The organism is Paenibacillus chibensis (genome assembly GCF_004001045.1).
GTDB lineage: Bacteria > Bacillota > Bacilli > Paenibacillales > Paenibacillaceae > Paenibacillus_AQ > Paenibacillus_AQ chibensis.
Window position 1 is genome coordinate 284,447 of record NZ_BIMK01000001.1, and the last position, 20,250, is coordinate 304,696.

General features: G+C 52.1%; 20 protein-coding genes and 1 other RNA gene. 5 read left to right on the top strand and 16 right to left on the bottom strand.

Annotation, left to right across the window (positions count from 1 at the left end):
- Window positions 1-10: 10 nt before the first annotated feature.
- The 8 genes from PCH05_RS01295 to PCH05_RS01330 form a co-directional block, all read right to left on the bottom strand.
- Window positions 11-811 (bottom strand): Cof-type HAD-IIB family hydrolase, encoded by an 801-nt coding sequence (locus PCH05_RS01295; protein ID WP_127599841.1) that lies wholly within the window; start codon window positions 809-811, stop codon window positions 11-13.
- 92 nt (window positions 812-903) lie between these two features.
- Window positions 904-1,656: a pseudouridine synthase gene (locus PCH05_RS01300; protein WP_127599843.1), complete on the bottom strand. Its 753-nt coding sequence runs from the start codon at window positions 1,654-1,656 to the stop codon at window positions 904-906.
- Window positions 1,653-3,203 (bottom strand): RsmB/NOP family class I SAM-dependent RNA methyltransferase, encoded by a 1,551-nt coding sequence (locus PCH05_RS01305; protein WP_127599845.1) that lies wholly within the window; start codon window positions 3,201-3,203, stop codon window positions 1,653-1,655. Before PCH05_RS01305 ends, PCH05_RS01300 begins: the two co-directional genes overlap by 4 nt.
- Window positions 3,204-3,423: 220 nt before the next feature.
- A complete protein-coding gene (yjbM, locus tag PCH05_RS01310) occupies window positions 3,424-4,245 on the bottom strand; it encodes a GTP diphosphokinase (RefSeq protein WP_127599848.1) in 822 nt (273 codons plus the stop codon).
- Window positions 4,246-4,270: 25 nt separating this feature from the next.
- Complete coding sequence (locus PCH05_RS01315; RefSeq protein ID WP_127599851.1) at window positions 4,271-5,365, bottom strand: quinone-dependent dihydroorotate dehydrogenase; 1,095 nt, start codon at window positions 5,363-5,365, stop codon at window positions 4,271-4,273.
- A gap of 321 nt (window positions 5,366-5,686) precedes the next feature.
- Window positions 5,687-7,111: a L,D-transpeptidase gene (locus PCH05_RS01320; RefSeq protein WP_127599853.1), complete on the bottom strand. Its 1,425-nt coding sequence runs from the start codon at window positions 7,109-7,111 to the stop codon at window positions 5,687-5,689.
- A 113-nt stretch (window positions 7,112-7,224) separates the two neighbouring features.
- Window positions 7,225-7,473, bottom strand: coding sequence for a ferredoxin (locus tag PCH05_RS01325; RefSeq protein ID WP_127599855.1), 249 nt, complete (start codon window positions 7,471-7,473; stop codon window positions 7,225-7,227).
- A 158-nt stretch (window positions 7,474-7,631) separates the two neighbouring features.
- Window positions 7,632-8,927 (bottom strand): DNA polymerase IV, encoded by a 1,296-nt coding sequence (locus PCH05_RS01330; RefSeq protein WP_127599857.1) that lies wholly within the window; start codon window positions 8,925-8,927, stop codon window positions 7,632-7,634.
- A gap of 178 nt (window positions 8,928-9,105) precedes the next feature.
- On the opposite strand from PCH05_RS01330, the gene cimA reads away from it, so the two are divergent.
- Window positions 9,106-10,731, top strand: a complete 1,626-nt coding sequence (gene cimA / locus PCH05_RS01335; protein ID WP_127599859.1) for a citramalate synthase — start codon at window positions 9,106-9,108, stop codon at window positions 10,729-10,731.
- A gap of 65 nt (window positions 10,732-10,796) precedes the next feature.
- Here cimA and PCH05_RS01340 read toward each other — a convergent pair whose 3' ends face one another.
- Window positions 10,797-11,351: a TlpA family protein disulfide reductase gene (locus PCH05_RS01340; protein WP_127599861.1), complete on the bottom strand. Its 555-nt coding sequence runs from the start codon at window positions 11,349-11,351 to the stop codon at window positions 10,797-10,799.
- Between the two features lie 183 nt (window positions 11,352-11,534).
- Here PCH05_RS01340 and PCH05_RS01345 point away from each other — a divergent pair, with 183 nt between their 5' ends.
- Window positions 11,535-11,990, top strand: coding sequence for a M67 family metallopeptidase (locus tag PCH05_RS01345; RefSeq protein WP_127599863.1), 456 nt, complete (start codon window positions 11,535-11,537; stop codon window positions 11,988-11,990).
- Here PCH05_RS01345 and PCH05_RS01350 read toward each other — a convergent pair.
- From PCH05_RS01350 to PCH05_RS01360, 3 genes are all read right to left on the bottom strand, one after another.
- On the bottom strand, window positions 11,974-12,717 hold the full coding sequence (locus tag PCH05_RS01350; protein WP_127599865.1) for an exonuclease domain-containing protein: 744 nt from the start codon (window positions 12,715-12,717) through the stop codon (window positions 11,974-11,976). The genes PCH05_RS01345 and PCH05_RS01350 overlap by 17 nt on opposite strands.
- Window positions 12,714-13,793 (bottom strand): DUF294 nucleotidyltransferase-like domain-containing protein, encoded by a 1,080-nt coding sequence (locus PCH05_RS01355; protein WP_127599867.1) that lies wholly within the window; start codon window positions 13,791-13,793, stop codon window positions 12,714-12,716. The genes PCH05_RS01350 and PCH05_RS01355 overlap by 4 nt, the downstream gene beginning before the upstream one ends.
- An 85-nt stretch (window positions 13,794-13,878) precedes the next feature.
- Window positions 13,879-15,321: an ammonium transporter gene (locus tag PCH05_RS01360; RefSeq protein WP_127599869.1), complete on the bottom strand. Its 1,443-nt coding sequence runs from the start codon at window positions 15,319-15,321 to the stop codon at window positions 13,879-13,881.
- A gap of 409 nt (window positions 15,322-15,730) precedes the next feature.
- Here PCH05_RS01360 and PCH05_RS01365 point away from each other — a divergent pair, with 409 nt between their 5' ends.
- Complete coding sequence (locus PCH05_RS01365; RefSeq protein WP_246049320.1) at window positions 15,731-16,162, top strand: MerR family transcriptional regulator; 432 nt, start codon at window positions 15,731-15,733, stop codon at window positions 16,160-16,162.
- Window positions 16,163-16,214: 52 nt separating this feature from the next.
- On the top strand, window positions 16,215-16,889 hold the full coding sequence (locus PCH05_RS01370; RefSeq protein WP_127599873.1) for a zinc metallopeptidase: 675 nt from the start codon (window positions 16,215-16,217) through the stop codon (window positions 16,887-16,889).
- A gap of 24 nt (window positions 16,890-16,913) precedes the next feature.
- Here PCH05_RS01370 and gltC read toward each other — a convergent pair whose 3' ends face one another.
- Window positions 16,914-17,843, bottom strand: a complete 930-nt coding sequence (gene gltC / locus PCH05_RS01375; RefSeq protein WP_127599875.1) for a glutamate biosynthesis transcriptional regulator GltC — start codon at window positions 17,841-17,843, stop codon at window positions 16,914-16,916.
- 132 nt (window positions 17,844-17,975) lie between these two features.
- Window positions 17,976-18,605: a rhomboid family intramembrane serine protease gene (locus PCH05_RS01380; RefSeq protein WP_127599877.1), complete on the bottom strand. Its 630-nt coding sequence runs from the start codon at window positions 18,603-18,605 to the stop codon at window positions 17,976-17,978.
- Between the two features lie 180 nt (window positions 18,606-18,785).
- Here PCH05_RS01380 and tpx point away from each other — a divergent pair, with 180 nt between their 5' ends.
- Window positions 18,786-19,304: a thiol peroxidase gene (gene tpx, locus PCH05_RS01385; protein WP_127599879.1), complete on the top strand. Its 519-nt coding sequence runs from the start codon at window positions 18,786-18,788 to the stop codon at window positions 19,302-19,304.
- 198 nt (window positions 19,305-19,502) lie between these two features.
- Here tpx and PCH05_RS01390 read toward each other — a convergent pair whose 3' ends face one another.
- Window positions 19,503-19,895, bottom strand: a complete 393-nt coding sequence (locus PCH05_RS01390) for a DUF1499 domain-containing protein (protein ID WP_127599881.1) — start codon at window positions 19,893-19,895, stop codon at window positions 19,503-19,505.
- Window positions 19,896-20,059: 164 nt separating this feature from the next.
- A non-coding RNA gene (gene ssrS / locus PCH05_RS01395) (6S RNA) lies at window positions 20,060-20,250 on the bottom strand.

The window sequence follows — 20,250 nt, forward strand, 5'->3', positions numbered from 1 at the left end:
CCTTTTATGTTTAGGACAGGCAGTATTTGAGAAGCGCTTCGTGCACGCCATCCTCATTATTGGAGGCTGTCACTTCATTGGCGGCTGCCTTGACCTCCAGCGGGGAGTTGTCCATGGCGATGCCGAGTCCCGCAAAGGTGAGCATCGTAATGTCGTTAAAATAATTGCCGATCGCGAGCACTTCCTCCGGCAAAATGCCCCGGCGCTCGGCCAACTGCTTCAGCGCGTTGCCTTTGGACGCATCGGGATGCATCAGATCCACGAAATACTCGCCGCTGCGCAAAATGTTGAACTCAGGCTTCCACTGCACGATCTCCTCATACAGCTTATCCAGAACATCGGCATGATCAAAGGCCGTCACTTTCACGACAGGCTCCTTAAATTCCTGCAAACGCGGCAGGTTTGCGGGCAGCATCAGGAAATTTTCGTACATGCTGCGTACCTCGACGGCCATGCCTTCCACGCTGTCTACATACATATGAAAAGCGGTATTCACATCGAAATGAATGCGCTGCTCACGGAAATAATCCATGTACGGGATCAGCGCCTGGGTATCCATCGCAAACTGATGCACGACTTCCTTCGTCACGACATCTACCGTGGCAGCTCCGTTATGGCTAATCACATAACCGGTCAGTCCGATTTGTTCCATGAACGGAATTGAGTTTTGCGGGCCTCTACCAGTGCAGAGCACGATCTCGGCTCCGCTCCGGGAAACTTCCTGAATCGTCTGTTTCGTCCGTTCGCTCAGTTCATGATTGTCATTCAGCAGGGTTCCGTCAACATCCAGTGCGATCAGCTTGTATTTCACTTCTCCATCCATCCTTTTATGTCTTTTCGTCTATTGTAATACAGGTGTGTTATCGAAGTGTAACCTGTATTTTTTTACCAAGTCGGATATGCTTACTCATTCCCCTTCAAAAGCCCTAGCTCATCATCTGTTAACTCACGGTATTCCCCGAGCTTGAGTGAAGGATCCAAACTCAGATTGCCCATGCGGTTTCGTTTTAAATAAAGGACTTTTTTGCCAACCGACTCGAACATCCGTTTGACCTGATGAAATTTGCCTTCATGGATGGTCAGTTCGATCCGGGACAGCACCTCTTCTCCCTGCTGTTCCTTGTCCAGAACAGTCAATTCGCCCGGCAATGTGACATAGCCGTCGTCCAGCGTGACGCCCTTGGCGAACTGCCGCACATCTTCCTCGCCCACATCCCCGGAGACCAGCGCCGTGTACGTCTTGGGCACATGCCGTTTCGGGGACAGCAGCTCATGCGCCAGCTTGCCGTCATTGGTCAACAGCAGCAGACCTTCCGTATCTTTATCCAGGCGCCCTACTGGAAAAGGCTCGAATGCGAGCAGCTCGGGAGCAAGCAGATCCAGCACCGTCCGGTCGCGCCGGTCCTCTGTTGCCGATACCACGCCCGGCGGCTTATGCAGCATCACGTAAATAAATTCTCTGTATACGATCTGCTCCCCCTCCAGCAGGATGACATCCGATTCAGGCTGGACATGCATTCCGCTGTCTTTGGCCCGGATGCCGTTTACAGTAATCAGTCCTTGCTTCACGTACTTCTTGATATCACTGCGGCTGCCGTACCCCATATGGGTCAGCACCTTGTCGAGCCTCAGCGTCGTTCTTCCTTTTCCGCTCATATCGAGGTCCACCTCCACCCTGCAGGGTATTCGTTTTTCAAAAATCCGTCCTGCCATTTGCCGAAGCCAGCCGAATAGCCGTCAATGCATACAAGCACATAGCCCTTTGCCGCCATGCCTTCGGAGCATGCAATGCGCTGTGCTTCCACATCCAGCGTCTCGCCTTTTAAATAACGGACGGCTTCACCGGTTTCAGATGTCAAAGAAAGCACGCGGTGAAACTCTTCCGGATGCAGTGCTGTGGCCAGCGGATGTGCAGGCACGAAGCGTCCATTTTTGGCATCTCCCATATACCAGCCGGGACGCACCACTTTCAGCCCGTCCAGCGCTTCGGCTGGCAGCGGGGACTGATAGATATGCTGGCCGTACACGATGGTATATCCTCCGGGCTCAAAGGCAAGATGACTCTTAATAAACTGCTCGTAGGCTTCCAGAGGATCGGCCATTGGCGCTGCGGCTGCTTTCGGTGACCCCTTGCCCTTTTTACCGCTGCTTCGCCCCCGTTCGGGACGCATCTGTTCCTTGCTGCGAAGCCGTTCTCTTCCGTCCGCATGGGATGCAGGCGTGGTTTGCAGAAGCTCAGGCTCCTCTTCCCGCGTGCCATCATGCTGAAGCACGGCCAGAAAATGTCCTTCTCCTTCAATAAGATGGGGCCACAGCCGGGCGGTGTGCTTCGTCTGCTCCCAGATCTCTGCGGGGATGGCCCGGGCTAGTTCTTCATTTCCCTTGAGCCATTCCGGTTCTCCCTGAGCGAAGCATCCGCTTCGCTCAGGCGTCCGTACATGGAAATGCTCATGCTCGGCAATGAATTCCGCAATGATCGCTTCATTTTCTTCCGGTGAGAAGGTGCAGGTGGAATACACGATGCGGCCGCCAGGTTTCAGCATTTTTGCCGCGGATTTCAGAATATCCCGCTGCATGGCGGCATATTTGAGCGGCGATTGAGCGTCCCACTGCCGGACCATGTCCTCATCCTTGCGGAACATGCCTTCTCCGGAGCAGGGGGCATCGACGAGAATTTTATCGAAGAAGCCAGGGAATTTCCCGGCGATCCGTTCGGGATGCTCCTGCAAAACAACGCCGTTGCGCACGCCGTACAGCTCCAGATTTTTGGCCAGCGCCTTTGTGCGTTCCGAGTTCAGATCATTGCTGATCAACAGCCCCTGCCCCTGAAGCTTGGCCGCGATTTGCGTGGATTTCCCTCCCGGAGCGGCGCAGAGATCAAGCACCTTTTCCCCCGGCTTCACATCCAGCATCTCTACCGGAGCCATAGCGCTCGGTTCTTGTATATAGTAAAGACCGGCATGGTAATAAGGATGCCTTCCCGGTCTTTCTCCTGTTTCCGTATAATATCCCGTAGGACACCATGGGATCGGCTTGAGCCGCCAAGGGCTAAGCGATAGCAGGTCTTCCACGGAAATTTTCAATGTATTAACCCGGATCCCGCTGTACGGGTCATGGTCGTACGATGCGATGAAGCGGTCGTATTGATCTTGTAATATCGACTTCATCCGCTCCTCGAAAGCGGCGGGCAGCTGCAGCGCCATGTCATTCATCATCCTGTTCTGTCTTGGCTTAATTGAACCCGTCCCATTTTACCATATTTGGCGAAAAAGCTCTCTATCCTGCACCTATCCATAAGGAACGAATCCATCGATACAGTGATTATACAGAGCATGTCGGCAACGGCGGAATCAACGAAAACAGCCTGCGATCCGCGAGGACCTGCAGGCTGTTCACGTCCTATAATGCAATACTCTTTATCCCTTAATCCTCTTGCGAGTCATCCTTCCGGTAAGCCTTCATCAGCTTCTGCACATCATCCAGCAATTCCTTCATGTCCTCCATATCGCGGTTTTCATTCTGGTTAAGCCAAATGCGGTTAAACCGTTCTTGGAACTCCATTGCCTCGTTGACAAGATGATAAAAGTACAGCTGATGAATCAAGGTCAGCACGCGGGAGGTCACGTTGGAATCATCTTCAAACTTCTTCTGGGCCTCCAAAATTTCTTCGCGGATACTCGACATCTCATTGTCCAGAACCGCGGCCGCTTCCGCCGCCTTCTGAAGTCGTCTGCGCATTTCTCCCGGCAGGCTCTCTTTGTACTTATAGCTTAGGGAATGCTCGATCGTCGCCCAGAAATTCATCGCCAGCGTCCGAATCTGGATTTCAGCCAGAACCTGCTTCTGACCCAGTGCAGTCTGCACGGGATACTCGACAATCATATGGAAGCTGCGGTAGCCGCTTTCCTTGTAATTCGTAATATAGTCTTTTTCATATAAAACCTTCAGGTCTTTCCGCTTACGGATGTACTCGGCCACGCGCCGGATATCCTCCACAAACTGGCACATGATGCGGATGCCGGCGATATCCTCGATCCCGGTCTCCAGCTGGTCCATCGGCACGCTCAAACGCTGGGCTTTTTCCAAAATGCTGGAAATCCGTTTCACGCGGCCCGTTACGAATTCGATCGGCGCGTATTCCTCGCGTTTTTTCAGCTCCGCGCGCATGGTCTTGAATTTGACTTTAAGTTCTTCAACGGCTTGCTCATACGGTAGTAAAAACAATCCCCAATCCCTGCCGTCCATTCACATGCCTCCTGTCTATCTCCCTTTAGCGATGGTCTGCTCCTACGGCTTCGGAAATATGTGAAAATCCGTCACGGCGCAGAAGCTCCCTGAGTCCGGCGTGCAGCCGGCGGTTCACTTCGGGCCCTTCATATATTAATGCGGTATAAATCTCAACCAGGCTTGCCCCGGCTCGGATTTTCTCATAAGCATCCGCTGCGGTAAATATGCCTCCGGAGCCGATGATCGGCAGCGTCCCGCCCGTCTGTCGGTATACACGGGAAATAACCTCTGTGGAACGTGCCCGCAGCGGTCTGCCGCTAATCCCACCTGTTTCTTTCTTGTTCGGATGGGTTAGCCCTTCCCTGCCAATCGTGGTATTCGTGGCGATAATTCCGGAGATTCCGCTCACGGCGAGCGCATCCACCATCATTTCCAGCTCCTCGTTGCTTACATCGGGAGCAATTTTCACCAGTATATGTTTGGATTTGCCGAAGCTTTGCGCCTGCTGTCGCATCTCTTCCATAATATGCGCGATCAGCGAAGAAAGCTCGCTGCCGTACTGCAGATTCCGCAAATCAGGCGTATTCGGGGAGCTGATATTCACAACGAAAAAATCGCCGTAGGGATACAGCTTGCGCAAACATTCCTGATAATCCTTATAAGCCTCTTCATTCGGGGTCACCTTGTTCTTGCCGATATTGACGGCCACGGGAATCGTCCGGCTCTTCAGGGCAGACAGCTTTTGTGCCATCGCTTCCGCACCTTCATTGTTGAACCCCATACGGTTGAGCAGCGCTTCGTCCGGGGGCAGCCTGAACAGCCGGGGTTGATCGTTGCCGGGTTGTCCTTTCGGCGTAACCGTCCCCACCTCCATGAATCCGAATCCGATGGAGGAAAAGCCTTCGACCGCAGCTGCATTTTTATCGAGTCCAGCCGCGAGTCCAACCGGCGTCGGAAAGTGAAGCCCGAACAAATCGACTGCCAGATCCTGCGTTTCACTGACGCCGTACATGCTTTGCAAAAGGCCGGTGCCTCCCGGCATCGATCCGGCTGTATGTAGTCCTCCGATCACTAAATGATGCGCTTTCTCCGGGTCCATCTTAAAAAAAATCGGTTTTGCCACGTTTCTGTACAGCACCTGCTACTCTTCCTCTCCATCCACAGTTGTGTTCTCTATCCTTAAGTTTATCCTTTTCCGGGTTAAAAGGAAAGTTTTTTGCCTTGTTCTTTCCGTTCAGGATACCCTCGTCCTGCTGGTATTTTACGGATAAACCCATTACAATTGTGGTATCCACTGAATTTGATAGAAAGAGGGTTGAACTCTATGGCAACCAAGCGCAAGCCTCCGACACTTCAGCAAAAGAAGGAAGAAGTGAACAGAAAGGCGATTTTTTGGTCCGGCCTCAGTTTATTGCTTCTCATTCTGCTCATTGTTGTGCTGATTATCCTTAACACCTGATTACAGCCAGTGGTACGTTTTCCGGGGGTTTGTCTGATCCTGTTCCCGCTTCGTATGGAATCTTTCCTTCGGAACGAGCACATCATCAGGCAGCCCTCCTTTGCTTATCAGCACCGGTGTTCCCATCGGCACCAGATCGAACAATTCCTCGATATCCGCTTTGCTCATCCGGACGCATCCCTGCGACTCGTCCTCACCGACGCTGGACGGATCGTTCGTTCCATGGATCGCATAATTCGTTCCGGACAGCTGCATTCCTCTGCTTCCGAAATCCCCGTCCGCACGTCCGTTCGGATTCATGACTTTATCGCTGATCACGTATTTCCCTTCCGGCGTACGGTCGCCCCCAAGCCCAACCTTGTAATTCCGCAGGATGACCCGTCCACTGACGACGGCCAGCCGATGGCTGCTTTTATCGACGACGATTTGCAGCTGCTCCTTAAAAAAAGGCTTGCCGCCCCATGTCTTCGCAAGCGGTCCTTCCGCCTTCGCTCCGCCTGCGTTCTGATTCCCGCCCTTAGGCTCCTTCCCTGCCGCCTCTGCTATCGCGTCCTGCAAAAGCGGCTGAAACGCCTCCTTCATGCCGTCCGTCGTTCCCGACATCCAGTTGCCCGGAAACGGGCGCAGCAAATCTTCAAGCCGTTCCGGATAACGCCCGGTATTGTTTTTATAAGCTTGAATCGCGCTGAACAGCAGTGCCTGTTCTTCCTGCTCTCCCGTCCACGTGAATGCCTCGCCGGCCATCTCATCGCCGTCCGGCAGCTTGCAGTTGCAAATTTTGTGATCATAGGACTGATAGGATAACGAGCCTGGGCCGTTATTCTCGATCGTATACCCGACCGGCAACCTCCGGTTCCATAGCAGCCACTGTCCCTGTTTTTTCAGCTCCAGAACCGCAAGCCTCCCTTGCAGGAGATTGGGATGCGTAAACGGAGCAGGATCCGGCTGCGGACCTCCCGCGCCAAATCCGCCTTCCTGGGCAGCCGTAAATATCGTTTGATTGTTCACCGCCGCTTGACCGCTGCCCTGGCGCTTCCCGCCCTGCGATTCTTCTGCGGGCGCTGCGCCTTCCGGCTTGCTGCTTACGGGTGCCTCTTCAGCCACCATGCTCCGGCCCGGTGCATCTACCGAAGGAACCAGGGCAAGCAGCATCAGCATGAGCACGACGAGCGTCCGGCGAGCCCGCAGCACGCGACGGTCTTTTGCCTCCGCCTGCTGCAGCAGCTTGGATTCGTATTCTTTCCATATATCCGAGGGCATTTTGCTCGTCTCGAACGCTTCAAACACGCCGCCGGCCTGATTAAAGCAGTAGTTCGCTTTGCCATGCTGCCCGTTCTTTTCATATTCCTTGCCAAGCAAATACCAGCCCATTTTGTTATCGGGATGCATCTGCACATATTTTTTGAGGTAATGAGAGTTCCCCACGGCTTCCTCCATCGTTTCGTCGATCTTTTTACTATATATATCGGCGGAATGAGCACAAAAAAACATCCTCCATCAGGCCTATCCTGATGCAAGGATGTTTTAAGAATCATTTCCTAATTTTCAACGGCAACCATGAACGGCTGGTCCGCGACATGAATGGAATCCGTCGGACAGCCATCCGCCGCATCCTGGAGATCGTCGTACATCGCCTCCGGAATTTCAGTAATCCCTTGGTTAGCGTCTCCGTCAAATACGACCTCGGCAAGCCCTTCATCATCATAATCGTAAATATCCGGAGCCGTAGCACCGCATGCGCCGCAGGAAATGCATGTATCTTTATCAACCCAGCAGTATTTCCCCATAATGTTTCCCTACCCCCTATTGCAAGTAACGAGTATTTCAACCAGCCTTGAAAAGGCTGCGAGTTTCATCGTATCGCATCCCATAAGGGATACCTATGACAAATATCACATGTCAGCATAGATGATATACCCAAATTCGTCCCGTATCTATGACCTTATTAAGGTAAATCCAGTCCCTCTTTATTCACAAAATCCATCTGCAGCGAGGTTCCCCTCACTTTATGATTCCGGAGCAGGACCGACGGGTCATCCCCCAGCATGCCGGCGGTCACGACCGCATTCTCTCCAAATTTGTTGCGGAGCATATCCATCGTTTGGGTGAGCGATTCCTTTTTCGGCTGCTTCTCATACTCGAAAAGATCCAGCTGGATAGCCGATTCGCTCTTCGGCGTCAGGCTTTGCAGCGTAATGCCAAGCAGCCTCACCGGCTTATCCCAGCTCCAATGCTCCGCGTACAAACGACGCGCCTCATCATAGATATCCCCTGCATTCTCGGTCGGGGTGGCCAGCGCCCGGCTGCGGGTGATCGTCTTCATGTCAGGCGTACGGATTGTAATCTGCACGCCGCCCGCGACCAGCTCCTGGCGCCGCAGCCTCCGCGCAACCTGGTCGCTGATATTGAGCAGCACCCGGTTGACATCCTCGCGCGCCTGAATATCGGTCGGGAGCGTCGTGGTATGGCCGATCGATTTGTTCTGCTCCCGCTCCTCCAGCACCGGCGAGTGGTCGATGCCATTCGCAGCCTGCTTCATCCACACGCCGATCACGCCGAATGCCCGGGTCAGCGTCTCTTCTTCGGTTCTCGCCAGCTGTCCGATCGTATAGATGCCAAGCTTACGCAGCTTCTCGGCCGTCTTGCCGCCAATGCCGAACAGTTCGCCGCAGGGTTTATCCCACAGAATCCGAGGCACATCACGGATGCGAAGCACGGAAATGCCCCGCGGTTTTTTCATATCCGAAGCCATCTTCGCCAGCAGCTTGTTGGGTGCAATGCCGACCGAGCAGGGAAGAGCCAGCTCTTCGTCGATTCTGCGCTGGATTTCTTCTGCGATCTGCTGGGGCGTACCGAACTGCTTTGAACCGGTAATATCCAGGTAGCATTCATCGATGGATGTCGCCTGCATGAGCGGTGTGTAGGCATAGGCTATTTTCATGAACGCCTTCGAGTATTTCCGGTATAAATAAAAATCAGGCTGAATAATGATCAGATCCGGACAGAGCTTTAGCGCCCGGTTCACGTGCATGCCCGTGGATATCCCCCGCTGCCTTGCGGCATAGGAACAGGTCACAATGATCCCTTTGCGCAGCTCGATGCTCCCGGCCACCGCCGTGGGCCGCCCGCGATACTTTTCCGGCTCCTCCGCCTCATGCACCGAGCAGTAAAAAGCATTCATGTCCACATGTAAAATGACCCTGCCGTTCGATGGGTAATATGCGTCAACGTCGCTTCTCATGCGTCCTTCTCACCTTCGCAATTTCGTTAGTTCCAGCATAACGTTCCTTGAAAAAGAGGTCAAGAAACGTCAAGGCGTGAATTTCCGGAATTCTTTGTTACATTCCCGCGTAAAAATGCTATAATAATTAACTATAAATAAAAATCGAATTTACAAGACTTCCAAAGGAGGACGCTTCATGTCTAAGTCCATATCCATCTTCGATACGACCCTGCGCGACGGTACCCAAGGCGAAGGAGTCAGCTTGTCGGCGGACGATAAACTGAAAATTGCCAAAAAGCTTGATGATCTTGGTGTTCAATATATTGAAGGTGGGATTCCGGGAAGCAACAGCAAGGACATTGAATTTTTCAAACGGGTGCAGCAGCTCGGGCTCAGCGCCAAAATCACCGCGTTTGGCAGCACGAGACGCAAAGACAGCCAAGCGGATCAGGATGCGAACCTGAAGCGCATTCTCGAATCAGGCGCGCAGGCTGCGACGCTGGTCGGTAAATCGTGGGACTTCCATGTGCATACAGCGCTGCAGACGACGCTCGAAGAGAACCTGGCGATGATCTACGATTCCATTGCTTATTTGAAGCAGCAGGGTCTTGAGGTTATTTTCGACGCGGAGCATTTCTTCGACGGGTACAAGAACAACCCCGACTATGCCGTTTCCGTCCTGAAAAAAGCCCATGAAGCCGGTGCGGATTGGCTTGTCATGTGCGACACGAACGGCGGCACGCTTCCGCATGAAATCGGCGGCATCGTCACGACGCTCCGCACAGGTCTGCCGCAGGCGAACTTTGGCATTCATACCCATAACGACTGCGAGCTTGCGGTCGCGAACACGCTGAGCGCGGTTCAAGCGGGCGCGCGCCAGGTGCAGGGCACGATAAACGGATACGGGGAACGCTGCGGCAACGCGAATCTTTGCTCCATTATCCCTAACCTGCAGCTCAAGCTCGGGTACGAATGTATCGGCGAGGAGCGCCTGAAGCAGCTGACCAATACCGCGCGTTATGTCAGCGAAATTGCGAACGTCAACATGCCCGTGAATCAGCCGTATGTCGGAAATGCGGCTTTCGCCCATAAAGGCGGCATTCATGTCTCTGCTATTCTTCGGGATTCCAGAACGTACGAGCATATCGTTCCCGAATGGGTCGGCAACAAACAGCGGGTGCTGGTCTCTGATTTGGCCGGACAGAGCAACATTGTCTCCAAAGCCCATGAAATGGGTCTTGATTTCGATCAAACGAATGAACATTCGCGCAAGGTCATCGATAAAATCAAGGATCTGGAGCATCAAGGCTATACGTTTGAAGCCGCGGATGCTTCTCTCGAGCTCCTGCTGCGCGAAGCCGGCGAGGATATGAAGGAGCTCTTCACCTTCGAATCCTTCAAAATGCTCGTTGAAAAAACAGCCGGTCGCCCGGTTGTCTCCGAAGCCTTCGTCAAATTGAACGTCGCCGGCAATAACGTCTACACCGCCGCCGAGGGCAACGGCCCAGTCAACGCGCTGGACAACGCGCTGCGTAAAGCGCTCGTTCAGTATTTCCCGGCTATCAAGGAAATGCACCTGTCCGACTATAAGGTTCGCGTGCTGGATGAAAAGGATGCCACGGCCGCCAAAGTCCGCGTGCTGATCGAATCTCGCGACATCAACAATTCCTGGAACACCGTCGGAGTGTCGGGCAATGTGATCGAAGCGAGCTGGGAAGCGCTCGTGGATAGTATGCGTTACGCCTTGCTCGGGCAAATTCTCCAGCAGGATAACGATCGGGGCGAAGAGTCGGATGAGCACCGGGGTCTCGTCAACCATTAATCTGAATGTAAACGGCCAAAAAACCCCGAAGTCCTGAGGACTTCGGGGTTTTTCTAATGAGAACATCAGGATTTAACGAGATGCTTCACTTTCTTCTCCAAATCTTTAGGCGGCAGTATGCCGAGCACAACTTCCTGCACCACGCCCCGCTTATCGATCAGCACATTGGTCGGGAAGGCGATGCCTTTGTACTGCGTTTCATAGATATCCGCCTTCATGTCGAACATCACTGGGAACTTCACGCTATATTTATCGATAAAATGTTGGGCATTCTTTTTATTATCGTATTTGGTCACGTTAACCCCGTAGATGTTCAAGCTGTCCTTGTATTTCTCGGCAAGTGCGTTCAGCTCGGGCGCTTCCTGCTGGCACGGACTGCACCAGGACGCCCAGAAATTCAGCAGAATGGCTTTGTCCTGCTGGCCACCGACATGATACTCTTTGCCGTCCAGTCCTTGCGCCGTAAATGCCGGGGCAAGCAGCCCCGCCTTGGGTCCGGTTTCGGTCGGCATCGGCTTTTCGTGCTGGAATGCCGACTGAATGCCGGGTCCCGCATTTTGATACAAAGCGATACCGATTAACACAAGGACGCCAAGAAGAATATATAAATTACGCTTCATGGGTGTGTTCGTTCCTTTTCATAGAGATTCTATGACCTATTGTACCCTCTTTTCACCGTAACTTACAAATGGTTTGCAAGAAATTTGGAATACATGAAAATTCATGTATTATTGTATACGTTCAAGCAATAAAAAAATGCCCCTGCTTCTTAGCAGAGGCCATACGAGAGGGGAGAACTACGGTTGACAGAACCTCAGGATACCCGGCAAGAAATTTGGCTCGGCGCCTTGTGCGGAAGGCAAATAGCCGAGCACGCGTTTCGCGGGTTGCCATATGAAGCCTGCGGCGTGTTGCGGGGTAAAGCAGCAGCGGGCGGCATGCGGATCGACAATTTCGTTCCGATGCGCAACGTAGCGCCTGACCCGCTGCACCATTTTATTCTCCATCCCGAGGAATGGACGAAACAATGCTTGCGGGGAGAAGGCCTGATCGGCCTCTTTCATTCCCATCCTCGTTCGCAGCCGACTCCCTCCGATGAGGATTTACGGCAGCTGTCCTTATTCGCCGGGCTGATCCGCATCTATCTGATTGGGAGCCCGGGTGAATCAAAGGATGCGATTAGATTAAATGGTTATTATGTCGTTAAGGGTGCTGATGGATTGTATTCACTGGAGCCCGCTCTCATAAAGCATGGCTGAGGCAGTCATATAGATCGCCCAGGGTTTCTGCCCGCTTCTGCTGCGAAATATCGCTCAGATATGAGCTCCAAAGCTTTGCGGTCATTTTGGCGTCCTCCAGCGCATGGTGCCTGCCTTCGATGGGTATGCCCCTTCCCGTTAGCAACGAGTCCAGCGCATAGCTCTGGCGGTGCGGCTCAAGCCATCTGGCGATCATCATCGTATCAATGACCCGGTGCCCGAGATTGACCTTCGACGTTTTCCACAAGGCAGCGTTGAGAAAGGCCTTGTCATGCGCACTCGCATGCGCCACCAGCACCCGGTCTCCGACGAAATTCATGAAATCATGCAGTCCGTCGATCAGGGGCGGTGCTTCATCGATCATGGGCTGCGTAATCCCGGTCAGCTCCGTGATGCGTTGTGGCACCGGTCGTTTGGCTTGAACCAGCGTGTAAAACCGTTCTTCTTCCATAATGTTCTCGCCTTCGGCCTTCAGCGCTCCGATCGACAAGATTTCATCCCCCTGCTGAACGTGGAATCCGGTCGTCTCCAAATCGAAAATGACCGTTTTCAGCTTGTTCAGCGGGGTATGGAGCATTTCCGGACGGCGCTGTTCCCTTGTAAGGGAGCGAATAAAGGCCATCTGCTGAGCCGAATTCCCTCCCATGACCGATGCGATGGCCGAAGGAACCCCGCCTTGGCGCAGCATGCTCCAGAAACCGCTGTTCCCGCGCTCCGGAGTTTTCATAATTTTCTCCTCTCCGCGAAGCGAAGCCTTCTTTGCAGAGCACGATGAATGCGTCTGACCGTGGTCAAGCTGTCACGAAGCTGATACAACAGCGTTTTATTCTTCAGCTCCGATTGCGGCAAATATCCGCTGCTGGAATAGATGCCGTTCTTCACCGTATGAGAGACCGCCGCCCGAAGCGATAAAGCTGTCAGAAAGGCACGCTGGCAGTTTTCAAACAGCATGTTCCCGCCATCCAGCAGCGTCAGCCTTTCCAGACGTTTCAAAGTCGATGTTTCCCCGATCCCCTCCTGCAAAGCCATGTATCGGATGCTGTTCACCAGCGGGATGTAAACCCCATATTTGACGTCAAAATCCCCTGCATGCTCACCAAACCGTTCGGTTACAACCTGACCAAGCACGTTCAGCGTCGCTTTGTGTCTGACGGTATTCCTTAAGATCGCCGTAGCCATCTCGGGAGATTCATTCATGCTGTGCTCGAAGCATCGCTTCCATGCCAAGGCAAGCGACGGTTCTCCAGCAATAAACCGCATATCCGAGGCGATCATGAGGCTGCGAACGGGCTCCCAGCTGAAATCCTGATGCCAGCTTGCCAACTGAAGCTTCCACTCTTCAAGCGTTTTTCGCCACTGCGGCTCGGAGCACATCACCTTCCCCTTGCATTTTTCATAACCCACATACTCAAGCAAATGAGAGAGATGACGGCCAAACGCATGAAAGTACATTTCTTTGTCCTCGTGCTCTTCATTACTGAGAATCAGCCCGTTATCCTGATCGCTCCATAGCGTAGATTCACGCCGCCCCGAGCTGCCAAATACGACAAACGCATAGGGAACCGGGGGCGGGCCGTAGCCCGCCGCTTCCAGTTCAAGCTCGCATAGGATGGCCGCCCTGGACGCGATCTCATCATGCATGTCGTTCACCATCGCCGTCCAGGAGGCAATCGGCAGCACGGTATGAAGCTGCTCCAGCTGCGTTTGGCATTCCTGCCTGCGTTCCTTTAAATGCTCCCGTGAAGCCGCGTACCTGATGCTTTCCAGAACCGGCCCGGGCTCGGCGTATTTCATTCGTTCCATCGCTGCACCTCCTTGCCACACCGTTGCCTCAGCGTAAGCAAACCGGAGTCTTAACAACCCGAGCATTCTTGTGACGTGCTCATCCTTAATTGAAAGCTTCACCGGTTCCTGACACCGGTTTAACCGCCGAGAGTTCAGGAGCCGGCTTTGCCGCTGCGCTATCTGCGATCAGTTTCATTTGTTCCGGATAGCCATATGTGCCGTGCTCGCTGATATCAAGCCCCATCATTTCCTCTTCCTCCGAAACGCGAATGCCCATTGTTGCTTTCATGATGCCGATAATAATGAACGAAACCACGAATACAAAGACGAACGCCCCGAGGACACCCAGGAGCTGAACCCCGAGCTGCTCTAATCCGCCGCCGTAGAACAAGCCGGGTTTGCCGACGCCTGTCGTTTCCACAAGCTTCGGAGTTGCGAACAAGCCTGTGGAGATGGCGCCCCAAATGCCTGCAATGCCATGAACGGAGAATGCATAGATCGGATCGTCGATGCCCGCTCTTTCAAACCATTGTGCCGTGAAGAAGGTCACGATACCTGCTACGGCACCGATCACAACGGCAGCCCAGGCATCTACGAAAGCGCAGGAGCCGGTAATCGCCACGAGCGCAGCCAGCACGCCATTGAGCATGCTTGGAATATCGGCTTTGCCGAACACGGCCCATGAAATCAGCAGTGCGGCGATGGCCCCGGCCGCTACCGCAATATTGGTCGTCAGCGCAACATACCCGAAGAATCCGTCCATCATGGCCGACAGCGTGCTGCCTGGGTTGAACCCGAACCAGCCGATCCACAAGATGAAGACGCCCAAGACGGATAACACCTGATTGTGGCCTGGAATGCTGTTCGGCTTGCCATCCTTATTGTATTTGCCTAGACGCGGTTTCAGCATGTAAGTGATCACCAGTGCTGCCGTCGCACCCGTTAAATGAACGACCGTGGAGCCTGCGAAGTCCTGCATGCCCAGTTGCCCGAGCCAGCCGCCACCCCATACCCAGTGGGCGATGACCGGATAAATAATGACCATGAACAATGCCCCGAATACGATATATACGCTCAGCTTCGCACGTTCAGCCATGCCGCCGCAGGCAATGGCCAACGACACCGCAGCGAAGGAAAGCTGGAACAGGAACTTCACGGAAAGCGACACATCGGACGCAGACAGCGCATCAAAAGATTTTGCCATCGCATCGCCTGTCATAAAAAATCCGGTGGTTCCGAATAAACTGTTGCCGTTGCCGAATCCAAGTCCGAAACCGAAAGCCCAGAACACGATAATGGAGATTCCCAGCGTCAATACGGTCTTACCCGCAATATGCCCGGCATTTTTCATTCTTACCGAACCTGCCTCGAGCAGCGCAAAGCCTGCCTGCATGAAAAATACGAGCATCGCCGCCATGAAAACGAAAAAGGTGTTGAGCCCCGCTTGCAGCTGCACGTTCGTCGGTCCGTCATCAGCAAACACCGTAGCCGGAAAAGCCATTAAAGCAAGAAACGCCAATGCACCGCCAAACCACTTTCTTTTCATACTCCCCACTCCTCTTTAAATGTTAGGTTTTATAACATATAACGAAATTATTAATCACATTATAAGCAGAAAGGGGTGAAACTGACAAGAGTTTTTTCAGAAAAATAATATATGTAATTTTACATTACATGAATTGTAATATTGTGAAAGCGTGACGTTTGACTGTATGGTTAACTTTCATGTATCATATTTTCATCAATCACATCTTAAAATGAGTTACATGTATGAATTGAATTAAAGCAATGGTGGCTTACTTCTACTGAATCATACCGAATATAAGGAGTAGCAAGTTGCGGCTTTAGTTCTTTTATATTTACAGAACTTCATGCAAGGTTATATTCAAATCTTTGGTCGTTTCTCAACAGACCGTTCATTCCAAATTAGCGAGGTGTTTCCAAATGGGGAGGATATAAAGCTGTATCGGATCGGCGAATTGGCTAAAGCTGGAGGTGTAAGCGAACGAACAATCGACTATTACACCAAATTGGGGCTGATTTCCCCGGAACAGCGCACTCTTAAAAATTATCGTTTGTACAGCCATGAAACCTTACTCCGTCTTCAACGTATTAATGATTTGAAACAAGAGAAATATACTCTGGAAGAGATTCGCCAGACGCTTGACAAGTGGGATGCTGCACCTGAAATCCATCAGGTATCCGACAAGCTCTCCTACCTGGAACTGCATATGCAGCAGCTTGAACGCGAGGTGAAGGAGCTCAGCCCCATCATCAGTAAGATGAAGCCCGGGCAAGCCCGTCATCTGCTGCTGAATTTGCTGCCTCAGGGTGCGGCGTGCATCGAAGCAATACGACTCTTCCTTGAGCAGGGGCCAACGCTATAGCGGCCTTATCATCATAACAGGCATCATTTTATGACAAGCAGGAGGGTGTAATATGGGAATGTTTATTCTAATCATTATTGCGTTCGGTTTTTCCCTTTGGGCCCAGTTTCGGGTTCAAGGAACGTTTAAAAAGTGGGCTGAGGTGCCGGCAGCGAGCGGTATGACCGGTTATGACGTCGCCCGTCACATGCTCGACAGTAACGGTCTTCAAGACATACCGATCGAGCCGGTGCGGGGAGCCTTGTCTGACCATTATGATCCGATTAACCGGGTGGTCCGTTTGTCGGAGCCGGTTTATTACGAGAACTCGATATCGTCCATCTCCGTCGCCTGCCACGAGGTTGGACACGCAATACAGCACAAGCAGCATTACCCGATGCTGGTGCTCCGCCACCGGATTTTCCCGATCGTCAACTTTGCTTCCGGGATTGCTCCGCTGCTGATCATCGCAGGCTTTTTGTTCCAATGGATGGGACTGCTGGGCATCGGCATCGTATTCTTCTCGGTCGCCGTTGCCTTCCAGCTGATTACCCTGCCTGTCGAGTTTAACGCGAGCAACCGCGCGCGCGACATTATGGTATCGGAAGGCTATATCACGAACGATGAAGAAAGAGGCGTAGCCAAGGTTCTGAATTCCGCCGCGCTCACGTATGTAGCTGCCGCGCTGATTTCCGTATTGGAGCTGCTTCGCTACATCATGATCTTCACGAACAACAACCGTGATTAATAATCAAAAAAACACCATGGTCGGTTAAGAACCGACCGGGGTGTTTTTTTGATTTCCGTTTTGCTGCTGCAGTCCGAAATAGCTGAGCAGAAAGGAGCGAAAGGCTTGCGCAACCCGAGGCAGCTTGTCGTCGGAGCGATGTATCAGCCCGATGGTGCGTGTCACCTTCGGCTCGGATATCCTCACTCTGGCCGGCTGCAGGGGATTCGTCTGGAACAAGGCCATCTCCGGTAAAATGCTGACGCCCATACCGGCGGCAACCAAGCCCCGGATCGTATCCGTCTCTTCCCCTTCAAAAGCGATTTTCGGCGTAAAACCGGCTTCCAGGCAAGCATGCCATACAATCGGGCGCAGGGAGTATCCCTTGCTGAACAGGACGAATTTATCCTCCTTCAGCTGGTTCAGGGCGATGCACTCCTCGTTCGCGAGCGGATGATTCGGAGGCAGAATCGCATACAGCTCCTCTGTCAGCATGATTTCGCCTTCCACCTGTTCATGCTTCTCCGGGAAAGGCGAAATGAAAGCGAGATCCACTTCCGCCGAAATGACATCCCGGATCAGTGAAGGAAACATCCCTTGCTTGAATCTGAATTTGACATTCGGATACCGCTGCTTGAATTCAGCAACGACAGACGGGATGAGATGAATGCCTAAGCTATGCGGAAACCCGATCCGGATTTCTCCCTGCTCCGGGTCCAAAAATTCATGCACTTCAACGACAGCCTTATCCAGATCCTTCAGAATGCTGTCCACCCGTTTACAGAACAATTGTCCTACTGGCGTCAGCTGCAGATTTCTTCCCTTCTGCATGAACAATTGGACGCCCAGTTCCTCCTCCAGCTGATGAATCTGGCGGCTGACCGCAGACTGGGCCACATGCAGCTCTTCTGCCGCCTGGGTGACATGCTCCTTCTGCGCTACCTTCAAAAAATACTGCAACTGTCTTAATTCCACCTGTTACTCGCTCCATTCTGCTTTTTACGCTATCCGCTAGTTAAAATGAACTAAAGCTCCATCGGTTTTCCCTTGAATCACACGGTCATATGCGGGAGAAAACACTCCCGTCCTTTAGTTCAAATTAAACGATTATGACCCTTTTATTCGTTTTTTCACCACTCTTGCCATCAATCCGTAAATGAAGAACCCGCCGACCAATCCGCCCAAATGAGCCATCCAGTTGATTTGCACGCTGCCGGAAGCAAATGAGAAGATAATGCCCACCAGCAGAAGGGCGTAAACCGTCTTCCGCGAGGCGTCGTCCATCCAGTTCCTCTGCAGCAAGGCAATGTACAAAAACGCTCCATATACGCCGTAGATCGCCCCAGAAGCTCCGATCGTAATCAGTGTCTCGCCAAGACGGTTGTAATGCGCCACCGAGAGGATATTCCCGATAACTCCGCTAAGAAGATATAACAACGCATACCTCCATGCTCCGAGAAGCCGTTCCAGCGGCGGGGCGAAAACAAGGATCGCAAAATCATTGAACAGCAGATGCGAGAAGCCTCCATGCAAGAACATCGATGTCACGTATCTCCACCACTCATTGTATCCGTCCACATTGGTGAGCGCGCCGAATTTGACGAGCGTGTTGTTGTCCGAAGCGCCTCCGTTAAAGACCAGGATCAGATACATTATAATGTTGGCTACAAATAATATCGTCGTGACGGGATAATATTTTAAATAGCTTTTCCAGTTTTCATACCGAACGAATAACATGCTACACTTCCTTTGCTTAAACAATTCAGGATTTAACGCCGCTGCAGACTAAACCGCCACCCCATGAAATGCAAAAGCCTCCCCTAAACCAAGCAAACGGATTGGACAACGCCTTTTTAAAAAGATTATAATGTCCTTGGCACGATTCACCAATTCCAAAGTTTCGAAAGGAGAATCTTCATGACACAAGAACGTACAGGTGTTGCAACTTTCAAAGGCAACCCCCTTACATTGGTAGGACCAGAACTGAAAGCGGGTGACCAGGCTCCGAATTTTACCGTTAGCAAAAACCTGGTTGAGCAAGCTACTCTTCAGGATTATGCAGGCAAAATCAAACTGATCAGCGTCGTTCCTTCTCTCGATACCGGCGTATGCGACGCCCAGACCCGCCGCTTCAACGAAGAAGCAGGTGCACTCGGGGAGGATGTGGTTATATTGACCATCAGCGCCGATCTGCCGTTCGCGCAAGCCCGTTGGTGCGGTGCAGCCGGCGTAGACCGTGTGGTTACGCTATCGGATCACAAGGATATGTCCTTCGGACAAGCGTACGGCGTTCATATCAAGGAATTCCGTCTGGACATGCGCTCCATTTTCGTTGTCGACAAAAACGACAAAATCACGTACGTGGAGTATCTGCCAGAAATGACCGAGCACCCGGACTACGAAAAAGCAGTGGCTGCTGTGAAGGAACTGCTCTAAGAGCGCTTGAATGTTCCCTTAACGTTAGTATATGCTTTTAAACCGTTTAGACAAATTCCAACCGAATTTTTTTATGAAATAAGAAAGTATGCCTTCACAGGCCATGCTTTCTTCGATCGCAAGATCGCAAAGCATTTGAACACCTGAAAAAAAAGCGGGAGAAAGAGCCTTGTCCTTTCTCTCGCTTTTTCAGTCTTATTAGGAAGTCGTTTTGTATTTGGCCAGTTTCTTGTCGAGTGTTGAAAACAGATTCAGAATAATGCGGTAATTGGCCCCCAGATCTCCCATGGAGCCTCTTGAAGCTGAATACATGTCAACTGCGCTGCGTACCGGCCCCACGGACAGCACCGATACGGTGATATCTACCGTGCGTCCCAAGGAAGTTCTTTTTTCCAGCGTGATTTCTCCGACGGAAGGAACCTCGTGCAGAACCTTGTAGCCCGGAATTTTCTTCAGTGTCGAGGATATCTCCTCCCATGCCTTGTCTCTCGATAAATTGTAATAGCGCGTCTTCATCTTCGGATCCTTCGCCCGGTCGCTTGTACCTTCTTGGCTTCGAACGATCCCCACTAGAACTCTCTTTAACGACAAGACCTTTCCCCCTTTGCAGTAAGCATCATCAATACTTAACAGTGTAACATTGTTAGGATCAGAACAAAAGAGAAACTCGGGTAAAATGTCCCTATACATGCAAAAAACACCCCTGAATTCCGGAAAAGCTTCCGCAAAACGGAGTGTCTTACATTTTGTCAAAATAAAAACCCGCCTATGCCGTCCGGTTAAATTGTCTTCTGAACCTGCTTTGGCAGGTGGGTGACCTCGGATGCGTTTTTGAAGTCCCCATGTCATATAGACAGGGCTTTTCAGCTGCGCTTCGTAATGATCTCCCTAGACATTATCATTGGTTCAAAACAACGATTAACCGTGGCGAACATCGCAGGATGTA

Bases quoted from the DNA above. Each gene is read 5' to 3' on its own strand.
- PCH05_RS01300 (WP_127599843.1), bottom strand. From the start codon at position 1,656: ATGAGCGGAAAAGGAAGAACGACGCTGAGGCTCGACAAGGTGCTGACC.
- PCH05_RS01305 (WP_127599845.1), bottom strand. From the start codon at position 3,203: ATGGCGCTGCAGCTGCCCGCCGCTTTCGAGGAGCGGATGAAGTCGATA.
- yjbM (WP_127599848.1), bottom strand. From the start codon at position 4,245: ATGGACGGCAGGGATTGGGGATTGTTTTTACTACCGTATGAGCAAGCC.
- PCH05_RS01325 (WP_127599855.1), bottom strand. From the start codon at position 7,473: ATGGGGAAATACTGCTGGGTTGATAAAGATACATGCATTTCCTGCGGC.
- PCH05_RS01330 (WP_127599857.1), bottom strand. From the start codon at position 8,927: ATGAGAAGCGACGTTGACGCATATTACCCATCGAACGGCAGGGTCATT.
- cimA (WP_127599859.1), top strand. From the start codon at position 9,106: ATGTCTAAGTCCATATCCATCTTCGATACGACCCTGCGCGACGGTACC.
- PCH05_RS01340 (WP_127599861.1), bottom strand. From the start codon at position 11,351: ATGAAGCGTAATTTATATATTCTTCTTGGCGTCCTTGTGTTAATCGGT.
- PCH05_RS01350 (WP_127599865.1), bottom strand. From the start codon at position 12,717: ATGAAAACTCCGGAGCGCGGGAACAGCGGTTTCTGGAGCATGCTGCGC.
- PCH05_RS01355 (WP_127599867.1), bottom strand. From the start codon at position 13,793: ATGGAACGAATGAAATACGCCGAGCCCGGGCCGGTTCTGGAAAGCATC.
- PCH05_RS01360 (WP_127599869.1), bottom strand. From the start codon at position 15,321: ATGAAAAGAAAGTGGTTTGGCGGTGCATTGGCGTTTCTTGCTTTAATG.
- PCH05_RS01370 (WP_127599873.1), top strand. From the start codon at position 16,215: ATGGGAATGTTTATTCTAATCATTATTGCGTTCGGTTTTTCCCTTTGG.
- PCH05_RS01380 (WP_127599877.1), bottom strand. From the start codon at position 18,605: ATGTTATTCGTTCGGTATGAAAACTGGAAAAGCTATTTAAAATATTAT.
- tpx (WP_127599879.1), top strand. From the start codon at position 18,786: ATGACACAAGAACGTACAGGTGTTGCAACTTTCAAAGGCAACCCCCTT.